This window comes from Magnetospirillum sp. WYHS-4 (genome assembly GCA_039908345.1).
Classification (GTDB): domain Bacteria; phylum Pseudomonadota; class Alphaproteobacteria; order Rhodospirillales; family GLO-3; genus JAMOBD01.
This window is the reverse complement of sequence record JAMOBD010000017.1, coordinates 1-14,775: the sequence shown is the minus strand read 5'-3', so window position 1 is coordinate 14,775 and position 14,775 is coordinate 1. Positions and strand designations below refer to the sequence as shown.

The 14,775-nt window shown below is 64.4% G+C and carries 16 protein-coding genes and 1 riboswitch; of the genes, 6 read left to right on the top strand and 10 right to left on the bottom strand.

Going from position 1 to position 14,775, the window contains the following annotated elements:
• Positions 1 to 12: 12 nt before the first annotated feature.
• Both coaD and gyrA read right to left on the bottom strand, forming a co-directional pair.
• The gene (gene coaD, locus H7841_07055) at positions 13 to 498 is read right to left on the bottom strand and encodes a pantetheine-phosphate adenylyltransferase (GenBank protein MEO5336634.1); all 486 of its coding nucleotides are present in this window, start codon (positions 496 to 498) and stop codon (positions 13 to 15) included.
• Positions 499 to 554: 56 nt separating this feature from the next.
• The gene (gene gyrA / locus H7841_07050; protein ID MEO5336633.1) at positions 555 to 3,239 is read right to left on the bottom strand and encodes a DNA gyrase subunit A; all 2,685 of its coding nucleotides are present in this window, start codon (positions 3,237 to 3,239) and stop codon (positions 555 to 557) included.
• Positions 3,240 to 3,520: 281 nt separating this feature from the next.
• Between gyrA and H7841_07045 the strand changes: the two genes are divergently transcribed.
• Entirely contained in the window at positions 3,521 to 3,922 is a 402-nt protein-coding gene (locus tag H7841_07045) for a bacteriohemerythrin (protein MEO5336632.1), read from the top strand.
• 6 nt (positions 3,923 to 3,928) lie between these two features.
• On the opposite strand, the gene purB is transcribed toward H7841_07045, so the two are convergent.
• The 3 genes from purB to H7841_07030 form a co-directional block, all read right to left on the bottom strand.
• A complete protein-coding gene (gene purB / locus H7841_07040) occupies positions 3,929 to 5,323 on the bottom strand; it encodes an adenylosuccinate lyase (GenBank protein ID MEO5336631.1) in 1,395 nt (464 codons plus the stop codon).
• Between the two features lie 76 nt (positions 5,324 to 5,399).
• The gene (locus H7841_07035) at positions 5,400 to 6,461 is read right to left on the bottom strand and encodes a macro domain-containing protein (protein ID MEO5336630.1); all 1,062 of its coding nucleotides are present in this window, start codon (positions 6,459 to 6,461) and stop codon (positions 5,400 to 5,402) included.
• A gap of 16 nt (positions 6,462 to 6,477) precedes the next feature.
• Positions 6,478 to 6,804, bottom strand: coding sequence for a DUF4433 domain-containing protein (locus H7841_07030; GenBank protein ID MEO5336629.1), 327 nt, complete (start codon positions 6,802 to 6,804; stop codon positions 6,478 to 6,480).
• Positions 6,805 to 7,184: 380 nt separating this feature from the next.
• Between H7841_07030 and H7841_07025 the strand changes: the two genes are divergently transcribed.
• Positions 7,185 to 8,336: an XRE family transcriptional regulator gene (locus tag H7841_07025; protein MEO5336628.1), complete on the top strand. Its 1,152-nt coding sequence runs from the start codon at positions 7,185 to 7,187 to the stop codon at positions 8,334 to 8,336.
• On the top strand, positions 8,329 to 8,946 hold the full coding sequence (locus tag H7841_07020; GenBank protein ID MEO5336627.1) for a hypothetical protein: 618 nt from the start codon (positions 8,329 to 8,331) through the stop codon (positions 8,944 to 8,946). The genes H7841_07025 and H7841_07020 overlap by 8 nt, the downstream gene beginning before the upstream one ends.
• On the opposite strand, the gene H7841_07015 is transcribed toward H7841_07020, so the two are convergent.
• The 4 genes from H7841_07015 to H7841_07000 form a co-directional block, all read right to left on the bottom strand.
• Entirely contained in the window at positions 8,885 to 9,100 is a 216-nt protein-coding gene (locus H7841_07015; GenBank protein MEO5336626.1) for a hypothetical protein, read from the bottom strand. The two genes, H7841_07020 and H7841_07015, sit on opposite strands and share 62 nt — an antisense overlap.
• A 164-nt stretch (positions 9,101 to 9,264) precedes the next feature.
• Positions 9,265 to 9,933, bottom strand: coding sequence for an energy-coupling factor ABC transporter permease (locus H7841_07010; protein ID MEO5336625.1), 669 nt, complete (start codon positions 9,931 to 9,933; stop codon positions 9,265 to 9,267).
• Between the two features lie 59 nt (positions 9,934 to 9,992).
• Positions 9,993 to 10,206: riboswitch (cobalamin riboswitch) on the bottom strand.
• 33 nt (positions 10,207 to 10,239) lie between these two features.
• Entirely contained in the window at positions 10,240 to 11,577 is a 1,338-nt protein-coding gene (gene chrA / locus H7841_07005) for a chromate efflux transporter (GenBank protein MEO5336624.1), read from the bottom strand.
• Positions 11,574 to 12,524, bottom strand: coding sequence for a chromate resistance protein (locus H7841_07000; GenBank protein ID MEO5336623.1), 951 nt, complete (start codon positions 12,522 to 12,524; stop codon positions 11,574 to 11,576). The genes chrA and H7841_07000 overlap by 4 nt, the downstream gene beginning before the upstream one ends.
• 77 nt (positions 12,525 to 12,601) lie before the next feature.
• On the opposite strand from H7841_07000, the gene H7841_06995 reads away from it, so the two are divergent.
• Genes H7841_06995 through H7841_06985 form a run of 3 tightly spaced genes read left to right on the top strand, consistent with a single transcriptional unit; the run spans position 12,602 to position 14,510 of the window.
• Entirely contained in the window at positions 12,602 to 12,886 is a 285-nt protein-coding gene (locus H7841_06995; GenBank protein MEO5336622.1) for a hypothetical protein, read from the top strand.
• Complete coding sequence (locus tag H7841_06990) at positions 12,883 to 13,317, top strand: chromate resistance protein (protein ID MEO5336621.1); 435 nt, start codon at positions 12,883 to 12,885, stop codon at positions 13,315 to 13,317. The genes H7841_06995 and H7841_06990 overlap by 4 nt, the downstream gene beginning before the upstream one ends.
• A complete protein-coding gene (locus H7841_06985; GenBank protein MEO5336620.1) occupies positions 13,314 to 14,510 on the top strand; it encodes an MFS transporter in 1,197 nt (398 codons plus the stop codon). The genes H7841_06990 and H7841_06985 overlap by 4 nt, the downstream gene beginning before the upstream one ends.
• On the opposite strand, the gene H7841_06980 is transcribed toward H7841_06985, so the two are convergent.
• Positions 14,507 to 14,775: HRDC domain-containing protein (locus H7841_06980; GenBank protein ID MEO5336619.1), on the bottom strand; the 269-nt coding region annotated here is incomplete at its 5' end. The genes H7841_06985 and H7841_06980 overlap by 4 nt on opposite strands.

Genomic DNA, 14,775 nt, shown 5'->3' with positions numbered 1-14,775 from the left:
ACCAAGGGATCGCTAACCTGGATTCCGTGTCGTGGTATCCAACCCGTCCGGTCCGAGTTCCCGCAGCCGGTCGTCAAGCCTCTGGCGCACCCGCGGTGTGACGAAGGAGCCCACGTCCCCGCCCAGGCGAGCGATCTCCTTGACGAAACGCGATGCGATGAACTGCTGCTTTTCCGAAGCCATGAGGAATACCGTTTCGACGCTGGGGTCGAGCCGGGTATTCATGCCGGCCATCTGGAACTCGTACTCGAAATCGGAAACGGCACGCAAGCCGCGCAGGATGATGCTGGCCTTCACCTCGCGCACGAAATGCATCAGGAGGTTGTCGAAGGCCCGCACCTCGATGCGGTCCGGCCAGCCGTTGGGTAGGCCGGCGACCTCGTCTTCGATCATCGCCACCCGGTCGGCGACCGGAAACAGCGGCCCCTTGCCCACGTTGGCGGCCACGGCGACGATCAGGCGGTCGCAGAGCCGCACGGCCCGGCCGATGATGTCCATGTGGCCGTTGGTCAGCGGATCGAAGGTACCCGGATAGACGCCGATCAGCGGACGAGTCACGGAGCTTCCTCCACGATCCCGTCTTCCGCCAAGTCGTCCACGTCGCCGTCCACGTCGCGGATGCGGCTGACCGAAACCACCCTTTCGCCCTCCGCCACCCGGAACAAGGTGACGCCGCGGGCCCCGCGGCCCACCACGCTGATGTCCCTGACCGGACAGCGGATCAACTGCCCGCCGTCGGTCACCATGACCATCTGGTCGGTCTCCAACACCGGGAAGGAGACCACCACGGTGCTGGTCCCCTGGGCGCGGTCCAGGTCGATGGCGGCGATACCGGAACCGCCCCGCCCGGTGATGCGGTACTCGTAGGAGGACGAGCGCTTGCCGAAGCCGTCGGCGGTGACGGTGAGCAGGATTTCTTCTTCCTCCGCCATCTTGGCGAAAGGTGGTTCCGCCAGACGGGCGGCCAATCCCTCGTCGCGCGCCCTGTCCTCGTCGCGGCCGGTGTAGTCGCCGCCCGCCAGACGGCGGCGAGCGTTGACCGCCTGCAGGTAGGCCTCGCGTTCGGCCACCTCCGCCTTGACGTGACGCAGCACCGACATGCCGATCACCTCGTCGCCTTCCGCCAGCCTGATGCCGCGCACGCCCGTCGAGGTGCGCCCGACGAAAACCCGCACGTCGGGAACGGGGAAGCGCAGGCACTTGCCCTGGCGGGTGGTGATGAGCACATCGTCGGCTTCCGTGCAGGTGCGCACGCGCACCAGATGGTCGCCTTCGTCCAGCTTCATGGCGATCTTGCCGTTGGCGCGCACGTCGACGAAGTCGGACAGGCGGTTGCGGCGGATGTTGCCCGACGCGGTAGCGAACAGCACGTGCAGGTCGCCCCAGGTGGCCTCGTCCTCGGGCAGGGGCATGACGGTGGTGATGGTCTCGCCTTCCGCCAGCGGCAGAACGTTGACGAAAGCCTTGCCGCGCGCTTGCGGCGTCCCCAGGGGCAGACGGAAGACCTTCAGCTTGTAGACCTGCCCGATGGACGAGAAGAACAGCACCGGCACATGGGTGTTGGCGACGAATACCCGGGCGACGAAATCTTCTTCGTGGGTGGACATGCCGGAACGGCCCTTGCCGCCGCGCCGCTGCGCCCGGTAGGTGGACAGCGGCACCCGCTTGACGTAGCCGCCGTTGGTCACGGTGACCACCATGTCCTCGCGCTGGATCAGGTCCTCGATGTCGTGCTCGAACTCGTTCATCTCGAAGGCGGTGCGGCGCGGGTTGGCGAACTGCTCCTTCACCGCGATCAACTCGTCGCGCAGCACGCCCAGCAGCTTCTCGCGCGACGCCAGGATGGACAGGAACTCCTCGATGCGGGCGCAGAGTTCCCGCAGGTCGGCGGCGATCTTGTCGCGCTCCAGCCCGGTCAGGCGGTGCAGGCGCAATTCCAGGATCGCCTTGGCCTGGGTCTCCGACAGCCGGTAGCGGCCCTCCACCACCTTGTAAGTGGGATCGTCCAGCAGCGCGATCATGGGCGCGACGTCCTCGGCCGGCCAGTCGCGGGCCATCAGGGCATCGCGGGCGGTGCCCGGATCGGGCGCCTTGCGGATGAGCGCGATGACGTCGTCCAGGTTGGCCACCGCCACGGCCAGACCGGCCAGGATGTGGGCGCGCTCGCGCGCCTTGCCCAACTCGAAGATGGTGCGCCGGCGGATCACTTCCTCGCGGAAGTTCAGGAATGCGACCAGCAGCTGCTTCAGATTCATCAGCTTGGGCTGGCCGCCGTCCAGGGCCAGCATGTTGACGCCGAAGCTGGTCTGCAGCGGGGTATAGCGGTAGAGCTGGTTCAGCACCACTTCGGGATGGTGGTCGCGCTTGATCTCGACCACCACGCGCACCCCACGGCGGTCGGATTCGTCGCGCAGGTCCGAAATGCCTTCGATCTTCTTGTCGCGCACGGCCTCGGCCATGATCTCGATCATGCGGGCCTTGTTCACCTGGTAGGGCACCTCGGTGATGACGATGGCCATGCGGTCCTTGCGGATTTCCTCGATGTCCACCTTGCCCCGCATCACCACCGAGCCGCGTCCGGTGTGGAAAGCCGAATGGATGCCCTGCTTGCCGAGAATCACGCCGCCGGTGGGAAAATCGGGGCCGGGAATATAGGTCTGGATGATCTCGTCGAGGGTCAGGTCCGGGTTGTCGAGCAGGGCGCAGAGCGCGTCCACCACCTCGCCCAGGTTGTGGGGCGGGATGTTGGTCGCCATGCCGACCGCGATGCCGCCCGCCCCGTTGACCAGCAGGTTGGGGATGCGGGCCGGCAGGACCGTGGGCTCGCGGGTCGAATCGTCGTAGTTGGGCTGGAAGTCGACGGTTTCCTTGTCGATATCGTCGATCAAGGCATGAGCCGAGCGGGCCATGCGCGCCTCGGTGTAGCGCATCGCCGCCGGACGGTCACCGTCCATGGACCCGAAGTTGCCCTGCCCGTCGATGAGCGGCAGGCGCATGGAGAAGTCCTGCGCCATGCGCACCATGGCATCGTAGATGGCGGCGTCGCCATGGGGGTGATACTTACCCATCACGTCGCCGACGATGCGGGCCGATTTTCGGTAGGGCTTGCCGGCCTCGTAGCCGCTCTCCTGCATGGCGTGGATGATGCGCCGGTGCACGGGCTTCAGGCCGTCGCGCACGTCGGGCAGGGCGCGGCTGACGATTACGCTCATGGCGTAATCGAGGTATGAGCGGCGCATTTCCTCTTCGATGGACACCGGCGCGATATCGGAGCCGGAGGGCGGGAGCGCGGCGTTAGGTTCGGACGGCGTGGTCAACGGCGAATATCCCAGCATTTCACAGGAAAAGGGAAACCGGCGGTGCGATCTCCGGAAGAAGGACGAAATCTAGCATGCTTTCGCAGTGCAAACAACAGCGGCAAGGCGCGGGAATCCGCCATTTGAGATAGGGTGAAATCCCGGCTTGTTCCCAGTCCCGGCGGGGCGTAAGGAACTATGGGGAAACTTCGGGAGGTGGCCAGATGGCCTATTTGGAATGGCAGCCGAACCTGAGCGTCGGCGTGACCGAACTTGACGAACACCACAAGCAACTGGTGGCACTGATCAACCAAGTCTACGATTCGCTCGCGGCGGTGGACCAGCAGGAGCGGCTGGCCAGGGTCCTGAACGACTTGGTGGCCTACACGCGCTTCCACTTCGATCGCGAGGAACACTATCTCCGGGTCAACGGCTATCCGGACTACAACAGCCACAGGGCCGCCCATGCCGCGCTGGTACAGCAGGTCATGGAGCTGCAGGACCGGATCAACCGCGACCCGGCCTCGGTCAAGGCCATGGACACCATGGACTTCCTGTCGCGCTGGCTGATCCAGCACATCGTCGGGCAGGATTTGAAGTACAAGTCCTATCTGGCGAAGGAATAGGTACGGTCAGCAGCGCCCGAACACCCGCCGAAAGATCGTGTCCACCTGGCGGGTGTGGTAAGCGATGGGATCGACATCGAAAAGTTCCTTCAGGGCTTTTCCCCCCAGCTTGGCCATGACATCGGCATCCCTGGACAGGAAGAACATCAGGCGGTTGGCGTGCCCGGCGGCCTCGCGATCCTCGGCCGTCAATTCGACCGTGCCGTCCGGCCGGTCGGGATCGATGCCGAAGCTGCCCCAGACCTTCATGGCGTTGCGCTGGACGATCTTATAGGCGTCCTCGCGCGAGACCCCGTTCTGGGTAAGGAACAGCAGAACCCGTTGCGAATCGTGGATGCCGCCGAACTTGTTCAGGTGCTCCATCATGTTGGCCGGATAGACCACCAGCTTGGCGATCATGCCGGTGGCGCGGGCGAGCGCGAAATCCAGGGTCACGGTGGCGTCGGGACCGATCATGCGTTCCGCCGAGGAGTGGGAGATGTCGCGCTCGTGCCAGAGCGCCACGTTCTCCAGCGCCGGCACCACCGCCCCGCGCACCACGCGGGCCAAGCCGGTGATGTTCTCGGTGAGGATGGGGTTGCGCTTGTGGGGCATGGCGGACGAGCCCTTCTGCCCCGGCGCGAAGTATTCCTGGGCCTCGCGCACCTCGGTGCGCTGCAGGTGGCGGACCTCGATGGCCAGGCGCTCCAGGCCGCTGGCGATCACCGCCAGGGTGGCGAAGAACATGGCGTGGCGGTCGCGGGGAATGACCTGGGTGGAGACCGGTTCGGGCGCGAGTCCCAGCTTGGCGGCCACGTATTCCTCGACCCTGGGATCGATGTTGGCGAAGGTGCCGACGGCCCCCGAAATGGCGCAGGTGGCGATTTCCGCCCGGGCGGCCACCATGCGCTCGCGGTCGCGCTTGAACTCGGCGTAGTGGCCGGCCAGCTTGACGCCGAAGGTCGTGGGTTCGGCGTGGATGCCATGGCTGCGGCCCATGCAGGGCGTCGCCTTGAATTCGAAGGCCCGCTTTTCCAGGGCCGCCAGCAGGCCGTCCAGGTCGGCGATCAGGATGTCGGCGGCCTGGGTCATCTGCACGGCCAGGCAGGTGTCGAGGACGTCCGACGAGGTCATGCCTTGGTGGATGAAGCGGGATTCCTCGCCCACGTGCTCGGCCAGTTCGGTCAGGAAGGCGATGACGTCGTGCTGGGTCTCGCGCTCGATGGCGTCGATGCGGGCGATGCGCTCCGGGGTGTAGGGCTTGTCGCCCCGCTCCCACACGGCCTTGGCGGCCTCCTTGGGAATGACTCCCAGCCCGGCCAGGGCGTCGCAGGCATGGGCCTCGATCTGGAACCAGATGCGGAACTTGTTGGCGGGGTCCCAGATGGCGGCCATCTCGGGCCGGCTGTAGCGCGGGATCATCGGCGGCTCCTGATCAAGGGTGGCACAGGGGCGTCCTCTTTAGAGGAAGAGAACTCCGCTGCCAAGGGGGGCTTCCTCACGCCGACTGCGCCGCGAAACGGGCATCAATCCATCCTTTTTCCGCAAGAACCTCTAACGCCAAACGGATTTGATGTTGGTTGAACGGTTTCTTGCGCTCGTTCCAAGCATAGGCCTTGGCAATTACGTCTTCGGCGGTCGCGGCGGCTTGGTGAGCGACAACCCAGTGGACGGTCGAAAGAAGCTCCAAGCCGAATGGCGTTTCGAACCCATCGACCAAGGCGGCGACCCGTTCGAAGCGGGTGCGGGTTTCGTCGTCGCCATGAAGGAAGGCGTTCGCGTCCTTTACCGCGCCCGGCACAAGCTCAAGCTGCTTGTCAGGAGCATCACCACCGTCGGCATAGCCGGAAATAAGGTGTCCCTCGATCTCGCGAAGCACATGGCGGAGGTTTTCCGCATAAGGACCGTAAAGCGCCTGCACATAGCGGAGTCGGAGCGGTTGTCCGGCTTCCTGCATGAAGTACATGAGTTTATGGACCTCCAGCAGGGTCACGAACGGATCGAGCAGCCCCCGAAGGTAGCGGTCGAGGAGCACCACCAGCGCCGCCCGACCAAGTGTCATCTCAGGAATGTTTCGCGAGGCCGCCATTGGGCGAGAATGGGGCGCTTTTCCCGGTTCATAGATAACAACTTCAAGGTCATTAATACCTTGCAACGCTTCTTTGATACGAGGGCGCACGTCAACCCACTTGAGGCCCCCGAGGCCGCTGCCAAGCGGTGGAATAGCGATGGAACGAATGCCCCTGGCGTGGATTTCCTCGACCAGTGCCGCCAAACCTGCCTTGATGTCTTCCATACGGCTCTTGCCGCGCCAGTGCCTCTTGGTGGGAAAATTGATGATGAAGCGCGGGTTGGTCAGGGTTCGGGTTTCGAACACGAACATGCGGCCGGGTTGAACTCCACCCTGTTGGCAGGCTAATTCGTAGGCGTGGAAATTCGCGGGAAACGCATTCTTGAACTGAAGCGCGATTCCTCGGCCCATGATGCCGACGCAATTGACCGTATTGACCAGGGCTTCCACATCCGCAGCAAGGATATCGCCCGTCCTGAACTCGATCATGACCACAACTCCCTGCTCAATAATACCACTCCCGCCGGATTTCGACAGCGGGACGGTGCTCGGCATCCCGAAGGACGTCGGAAACCTGAACGGCGACGGCTTGAGAGTAAACGCCGATGCGAGCAACAAGCGACCAGGGAAACGACTCGTGCATCAGAAACTCGGCCTGTTTCCCTTCCTTGATACCAGGAGGACGAAAATTCCTGGCTTCCACGGCCGGCCATAAATTGTCACGGCCCACAACATGATGTGGATATTTGAAAATATACACCAACCCTGTTGATTGACGCGCCGAGGTTGCGTATTTTAGCCCTGCTTGACGAAAAAGGGAGATGACCGCCAACGGCAGCCATCTCCCCCATTCCGACGGCAAGCGGTTGAAAGCTTCCCGATCCGGTTCGCACCTACAAGGAATCCTTTCGGCCGCTTCATGTCAACCCCGCTCATGAAAGGAGATTCCCATGAGCAAGACGAGCGGCACCCTTCCGCCCGGCAGCAATACCCGCCGGGACGGAGGCATCTACCAGGAAGTCGGCCCGCGTGGCGGTGAGAAGCCCAACTACGCGACCGTACCCGACAACACCCGGCTCCCACCCACTACGACACCAGGTCATGGGTGGAAGCCAATTGACCGCACGCCCGACAGCAAGCGGTAACCGTCTGAGGGCCGCCCATCAGCAATGGTGGGCGGTTTCCCAGAAATGTCGGAAAGGGGGGTGACCCATGGCCTTCACTGCCCAACGCTTTGCCGGAAAGCTCCGAAACCTCCGCGAGTCATTTGGCAATTCCCTGACCGAAGTGGCCTCTGCCACCGGTATTGGGACGCAGGCGCTCCAAGCCCTTGAATCCGGCACCGCGACACCGACCGGGGACGAGGTGCTGATTCTAGCCGACTATTTCAAGCGGGAATTCCCTTGGCTCATCGATGACGATGCTGTCGATCCCGATGAAAACATGACCCTCCTGTTGCGCTCCGAGGGTGGGCGCCTGGCTGCCGCCGACCGTCATGCCATTGCCGAATTCTTGCATTTGTGCAAATCCCAAGCGCTTCTCGAAGAACTCCTTGAAATCCGCCCCGCTGTCGCTGAATTCAAGTTTCTTGTGAAGGGCGGCTATTTTAAGGGCCAGGGAATCGACTGCGCCCAGGCCTTCCGCAAATGGCACCAGTTGCCGGTGAACGGCATTGTCCCCGATATCTTCGATTGGCTTCGTGGTGCGGGCCTTAGGGTATTCCGACGGCCATTGCCGAATTCACCGATTTCCGGGCTGTTCGTTCGCCACCCCGAGGTCGGTAAGTGCATCCTGATCAACGCATCCGAGGACCTATACCGGCAGCGCTTCAGTGCTGCGCACGAGGCCGGGCATGCCTTGCTGGACGCGGATAAGGAATTCAACGTTTCGTCCCAGGCGGATGATGGCAGCATAGACCGAACCGAAATCCGGGCCAATTCTTTTGCCTCGGCGTTTCTAATGCCGCCCGAAATTCTCAAGATGCTCGGCACTCAAGATCAATGGCTACGTCCGGAGAAAATCGTGGATGCCGCCGACCGTCTATCGGTCACCATTCCAGCGCTTCTTTCGGCTCTGGTCCGCGACAAGATCATCGATGAGGCGGCTCGTTTCAATCTGCGCAACATGAGGCTACGCCTGCCGGAGAAGCGTGAGCCAGAACTGGATGGCCTGACTGGGCGGCAATTGGACCGGAAGAAAGCGCTCCTCGCCACGGGCCTGCATTCCAAATACGTTCAACAAGCCTTCGAGGCTCATCGCCAGGGGCTGATTTCTTCGGCGAAGCTCGCGGAGATGCTTCTTGTAGACCCCAGCGAGGTCGTTGAGTTGGCCTCGCTATTCGGGACGAGTCTCCACCATGGTTGATGCTCCTCCAGACCTGGCCGTTCGGTCGTTTCCGGCCGTCTCGGCCATCGATACTTGTGCCGTATGGAACATTCTTTGCAGTCGGACCTTGAACAGCGCCACCAAGGGACAGAACCGTCATTTCGTGTTGGCCGACTACGTACGGTATGAATGCCTGGTCAAACGGAGATCGAACGGGAAATCCGAAATCGAGGCAAGCATGCAGCGCCAGTTGTCTGCGGAACTCGAAGAGGGGCGCAGTTTCAGCGTTCATCAACTCGCTGTCGGTGACCTCTTGGAACTGGTAACAGCCGTCGGCTCTCCCAGGCGCTTTGACAAGGGTGAGTTTGCGGCCTTGGCGCTGGCCCGGAAACTCAACAATGGTTTTTTGACCGATGACCGGGCGGCGAAACGTGTAGGTGAGAGCGTGGTCGGTACCGCCTTGGTCCGGACCACCCCCCATCTTGTTGGCTGGCTGGTCTTTGCCGGCTGTTTGGTGGACGGCGATATCCCAACCATCATCAAGGATAATAAGGTGTTCCGTGGGGACAACGGCCACTTGGGCCAGTTCATCCAGAAATCCTATGAGCATGCCCTGGGGCTGCGTCTTTGTGACCGGTTGGCGCGATAATCAGCCCCCCTATGGCCTTGAGCATCAAGGCCAGGACGCCGCCGAAGGTGGCGCCGACCATCCATTTGACGACGAGCAGATCGCGCTCGATCCGGGCGATGTCGGCCTTGAGGCGTTCCACGAATTTCAGCGTATCGAACGTGATGACCGACATGAGGTCAGTTTGCCGCGATCCTGGATCGTGGTCAACGAACTTCCCCCATCGCTGGCATCGCCGTGGTCCCGGAACGGAAGCCAGGCTTCAACTCGTTGGTCCGTAACGACGATAATGGGGCGGTCGCAAGCGACCGCCCCTTCGTTCATCCCCAAGACCGAAGATCAGGCCGCGAGACGCAGGTCGCGCACTGCAAACAGATGACCGACCCAGGCTTGGTCCTCGATCTTCTTGAGGCCCTTGACGACACCCCAGGTGACGACCGGTTCGCAGGCAACCACCGCCAGGTAGGAGGCGGCGAAAGCCAGCCAGTCGGAGAAAGCCGTCGTCCCCTCGCCCACGAACAGCCAGAAGCCGACCATGGCGGTGACGCCCGCATAGTACTGGGCGTCCAGGGCCACGATGCGCCGCCAAGTCAGGCGCCGCGCCGCATCCCCTTCGAACAGGCGCTTGCCCTGGCTGTAGTGGACGGCGATCAAGGGCACCATCAGGGACAAGGAATTGACCCCCAGGTGGACCAGATCGCCCGGTTCGAACAGCAGGCCCTGCATCAGCAGGCCCAGGCCGAAGCCCAACAGCGTCGGCGCGAAGCCGAAGGTCAGGTAGATCGCCATGGCGCCGACGAAATGCAGCTCGGACGGGCCGACCGGCATGTGGAAGCTCTGCATGAACAGCGAGAAGAACACCGCCGCCGCCACCGTCTTCAGCGGCGCCACCGGCGAACGCATAAGGTCGCGGAGCTGTTCGCGCGCCCCCCAGGCCACCAGGCCCAAGGCTCCCGCGTTGGCGGCCAACACTTTGGCCGGAGCGACGAATCCAGGTTCGATATGCATGTATTTCCGACTCCTATCTGCACCCACCGTGCATCGGTTGAGAAAAGACCGGAGAAGGTTTCTCCTCCGGCCGCACAGGCAGGTCTCCTGGCTCACGGATCGTCGCCGGGCCCGGCCTTCCCGGGAGATATCCTCCCAGTGGCCGAACGGGCCGGCTACCGTTCACAGTTGCGGGGGCAGCCACGGATCGGGCCCCTGTTGGGTCGTCCCTACCGTGTTCCCTTTTGATCCCGCGGGCCTTGGCCCGCCGGAACCCGTGCATCGCCATTCTGTCTCCTGGCGGCGGTGGAAGCAAGGGGCGAGCAGCTAAAGAACGTAACTCCAGGCCAGTCCGACGGCCGCGCAGGCCCCGATCACCCTCATGATGTCGATCTTGTATTTGAACAGGGCGATGAAGGCCCCGGCCGCGACCAGGGCCGCGAAGCCCTCGAAGGTTCCGGAGAACGGCGCCGCCGGAGTAGCCAGCGGCCACAGGACATGCCAAGCGAAGAAGACCGCCAGGTTGACCACCACGCCAACCACGGCCGCCGTGATGCCGGACAGCGGCGCCGTGAACTTCAAGTCGCCGTGGGTGGATTCCACCAAGGGCGCGCCGGCCAGGATGAACAGATAGGACGGCAGGAAGGTGAAGAACGTCGCCACCGCGGCGCCGGCCACCCCGGCCCAGAACAGCATGTCGGGGCCGAAGATCGCCTTGGTCCAGGCGCCGATGTAGCCGACGAAGGCCACCACCATGATGAGCGGTCCCGGCGTCGTCTCGCCAAGCGCCAGGCCGTCGATCATCTGGGCGCCGGTCAGCCAGCCGTAAGTCTCCACGCCCCCCTGGTAGACATAGGGCAGCACCGCATAGGCGCCGCCGAAGGTGACCAGGGCGGCCCGGGTGAAGAAGTCGCCCATGTCCTGCAGCACCGGGTTATCCCAGACCAGGGCCATGCCGGCGGCCCAGATGACGAGGCCGCCGCCGACCTGTAGCGCAAGACGCACCGGACTGAAGACCGTATGGGCGAGGCGCGGCGTGTCGTCGTCGATCAGGGCCGGACCGTAAGTTTTCTTCGAGGCGCCATGTCCGCCGCCGACCTTGAACTTGTCCGGTGCCGCCCGCCCTCCTACGAAGCCGAGGATGCCGGCCGCCAGAACGATGTAAGGAAAGGGCACGTCGAAGACGAAGATGGCGAGGAAGGACAGGGCGGCGAAGCCCCAGAGCACCGCGTTCTTCAAGGCCCGTGACCCGATCCGCCAAGCGGCGAACAGGACGATGGCCACGACGGCGGGTTTGATGCCGGCGAACAGGCCCTGCACGATCTTCACGTCGCCGAAGGCCACGTAGACCCAGGTGAGCCCGATCAGGATCAGGAGCGAGGGCAGAACGAACAAGGTGCCGGCCATGATGCCCCCCCAGGTCCGGTGCAACAGCCAGCCGATGTAGATGCAAAGCTGCTGGGCCTCCGGTCCCGGCAGCAGCATGCAGTAGTTCAGGGCGTGCAGGAAGCGATGCTCGGAAATCCAGCGCCGCTTTTCCACCAGTTCCTGATGCATGACGGAGATTTGTCCGGCCGGACCGCCGAAGCTGATGAAACCCAGCTTCAGCCAGTAGAGAAAGGCCTCCCGGAAGGAGGGATGGGCGGGTCGTTGGGTGTCGCTCATCGGGCGGTTCCTTGTTCGAACGATGCCTGGAGGCCGTCGAAGACGGCAGCCGCCAGATCCAGAAGCCGGTCGTCGTCGGGGGCGGATCGGCGCAGCCCGCCCAGGATGGCCTCGACGCCATGCGCCTCGGCCACCGGCAGGCCGCCCACGTCGAGAAAATGGACGATCTCGCCGATCCGTGCCAAGGCCGCATCGCCGTCCAGGCCGAAGGTGGCCAGCAGCGTCTCGAAGGTGACGCGGTTCCCGGTATGGGTGAAGGCGGCACCGTCGAAGTCGAAGCCCAGCCATTCGGCGCGGCAATCGGCCGGAGAATCCAGCCAGACGAAGCGCGCGTCCGGATCGATGTGTCGGCGGATCAGCCAGGCGCTGGCCATGCGGTCGACCCAGAGGTTCCGGCGCGTCGCCCAGATGCGCCCCCGATAGTCGGCCCGCGCCAGGCGCGCCACGACGGCATCCGGCAACGCGCCGGGTTCGTCGGGGGAAGAATGGCGAACGGCCGCCGCCTTTGCTTCCGCCAACGCGGCCTGGGCCTGCCGTTGCGCCTCGCCGGGAAAGAAATCGATCCCCACGACCTGATCCAGGCGGCGGGACAGGACTTGCAGCCGGCGGGCGGCCTGGCCCGAAGGATTCCTTTCCAGATCCGCGACGAACTGGCGGATCTCCCCCACGAGTCCGACGAATTCGGCCGTCCGGTCGAACAGGGCCCGCAGCCCCGCGTCCTGGATTTCGTCGCGTCCCGCCAGGCGGAAAATCTCCGCCGTCCCGCCGGCCGCCAAGGCCTCCGCCGCCAAGGTCGCCAGGGCCGCCGACTGCGCCGCGCCTTCCGGCAACAGGTAGACCCCGTCGCGCAAGGTGGCGCAGCCCAGCGCCCTTGAAGCCCGCCAGACCCGCATCCGGCCGGTGCCGGACTTGGTCGGAAGGGTGACGAACAGGGCGATGAACGACATGACGACCTCGATATTGAATGATATAGATATAACATGTATGTATGTCATATTACAATGACAATCCAAGGAGAATCCGGATGCCCCCCATCGAGCGCCACGTCGCCATCAGCCTGGAAAGAACCGGCCAGGAATTCCGCGAAGTCCACGAATGGATCGACGCCCCGGAACACAAGCTCGCCCATCACGATCTTTCCCGGGTGGCGGAATTCGCGCGCGAGATCACCGCGCTGTTCGGCCCCGAAGCCGCCGACGAATACACCCGCCACCTGCAGGAGGATGTGAAGATGCGCTTCACCATGATCGCCGGCGACACGGGCGAGAAGCTGGCCGAAACCCTGGCGTTCTTCGGGTGCAAGCCATGAAGTGGATTACCCGTTCCCACGTTCATGTCGACCGGGTGGCCTGTCCCTGGCTGATCGCCCGCTTCATCGATTCCGAAGCTCAGTTTCTGTTCGTGCCGCGCGCCAAGGTCATGGAGGTGGCGAAGACGGAAGGCGCCATCGCCTTCGACACCCGAGGGGCGCCTTACGACCACGAAGGCGACCTTTGCACCTTCGACGTGCTGGTCCGCGACTTCGGTCTCGCCGACAAGGCTCTCTTGCGCCTGGCGAAGGTGGTCAACGCCGCCGACACCGGCCGCCTGGACGCCGACCCGCTGGCCTATGGGCTGGAAGCCCTGGCGGTCGGCTATGCGCTCCGCTATCCCGACGACAAGGCCAATCTGGCCCGTCAATTCGAGATGTACGACGCGCTCTACGCCTGGTGTTCGCTCCAGGTCGCCAAGGGCGCATGAGGGGCGAACGTCTCGCCGCCTTCCTGGGCCTTCGCGCCGGCACCGTCGGATTGCTGGCGATGGTGCTGCTGGTCGGCCTGGGCGAGCGTATGGCCGAACGGTTCCTGCCCATCTACATCCTGGCCATCGGCGGCGGAACGTTGGCCGTCGGGCTCTTGCAGGCGATGGATAATCTGCTGTCGGCCCTTTACTCCTACCCTGGCGGTTGGCTGGCCCAGCGGCTGGGCGCCAAGCGGGCGCTGCTCCTGGTCAACGCCCTCGCCGTCGCCGGCTATGCCCTGGTCATCCTGATGCCGCGCTGGGAAGCGGTGCTGGCGGGCGCCGCGCTGTTCATCGCCTGGAGCGCCGTCTCCCTGCCCGCCACCCTGGGTTTGATCGCCCGGTTGCTGCCCCGGGAAAAGCGCACCATGGGCGTCACCCTGCATTCCCTGGTGCGCCGCATACCCATGGCGCTCGGGCCCTTGCTGGGCGGCGCCGCCATCGCGGCGGCGGGCGAAGAGGCCGGAGTACGGCTGGCCTTCGCCGCCGCCCTGGTCCTGGCCATCGCGGGCGTGGCCCTGCAATGGCGGCTGGTGCCCGACGACCGGGCCTTGGGCGCCGAGGCCCTGCCCCTGGGACTGTCGGGAACCTTCCGGCTGATGCCGCCCGACCTGCGGGGCCTGCTGGCCTCGGACATCCTGATCCGCTTCTGCGAGCAAATCCCCTACGCCTTCGTCGTCATCTGGTGCATGAAGACCATCGCCGAACCAGTATCGGCCTTCCAGTTCGGCATCCTGACCGCCATCGAGATGGCGACCGCCATGGCGGTCTACCTGCCGGTCGCCCATCTGGCCGACCGCCTGGGCAAGCGGCCTTTCGTGCTGGCGACCTTCGTCTTCTTTACCGCCTTTCCCGTTGCCCTCGCCCAGGCGCAGTCCTTCCTTTGGCTGGTGCCGGTCTTCGTCCTGCGCGGCCTGAAGGAATTCGGCGAACCGGCCCGCAAGGCCCTCATCCTCGATCTGGCGCCCGACGGCCACAAGCCGGCGGTCTTCGGCCTCTACTACCTGATCCGCGACGCCTTCGTGGCTGTCGCGGCCCTTGTCGGCGCCTGGCTGTGGAACATCGCCCCCACCGCCAACCTGACGGCTGCCGCCGCCTTCGGCGCGCTGGGAACGCTGTCGTTCCTCATCGCCGGACGCCGGGCGCAGGGTTAGGCCGGGTAGCTCTCCTGGTGCCCGCCGACGACGTCCAGAAAGGCTTTGCCATAGCGTTGCAGCTTGGCCGATCCCACTCCGTTCAGACGACCCAGGTCGTCGAGGCTGCGCGGCCGGGCCGCGGCCATTTCCAGCAGGGTGCTGTCGTGGAAGATGACGTAGGGCGGCACCCCCTGTTCGCGCGCAAGCGCCAGGCGTTTCGCCCGCAGGGCCTCGAACAGGCCGCGGTCCTCCGGCCGGTCCGGCTGCCCCGCCGCCCGCCGGG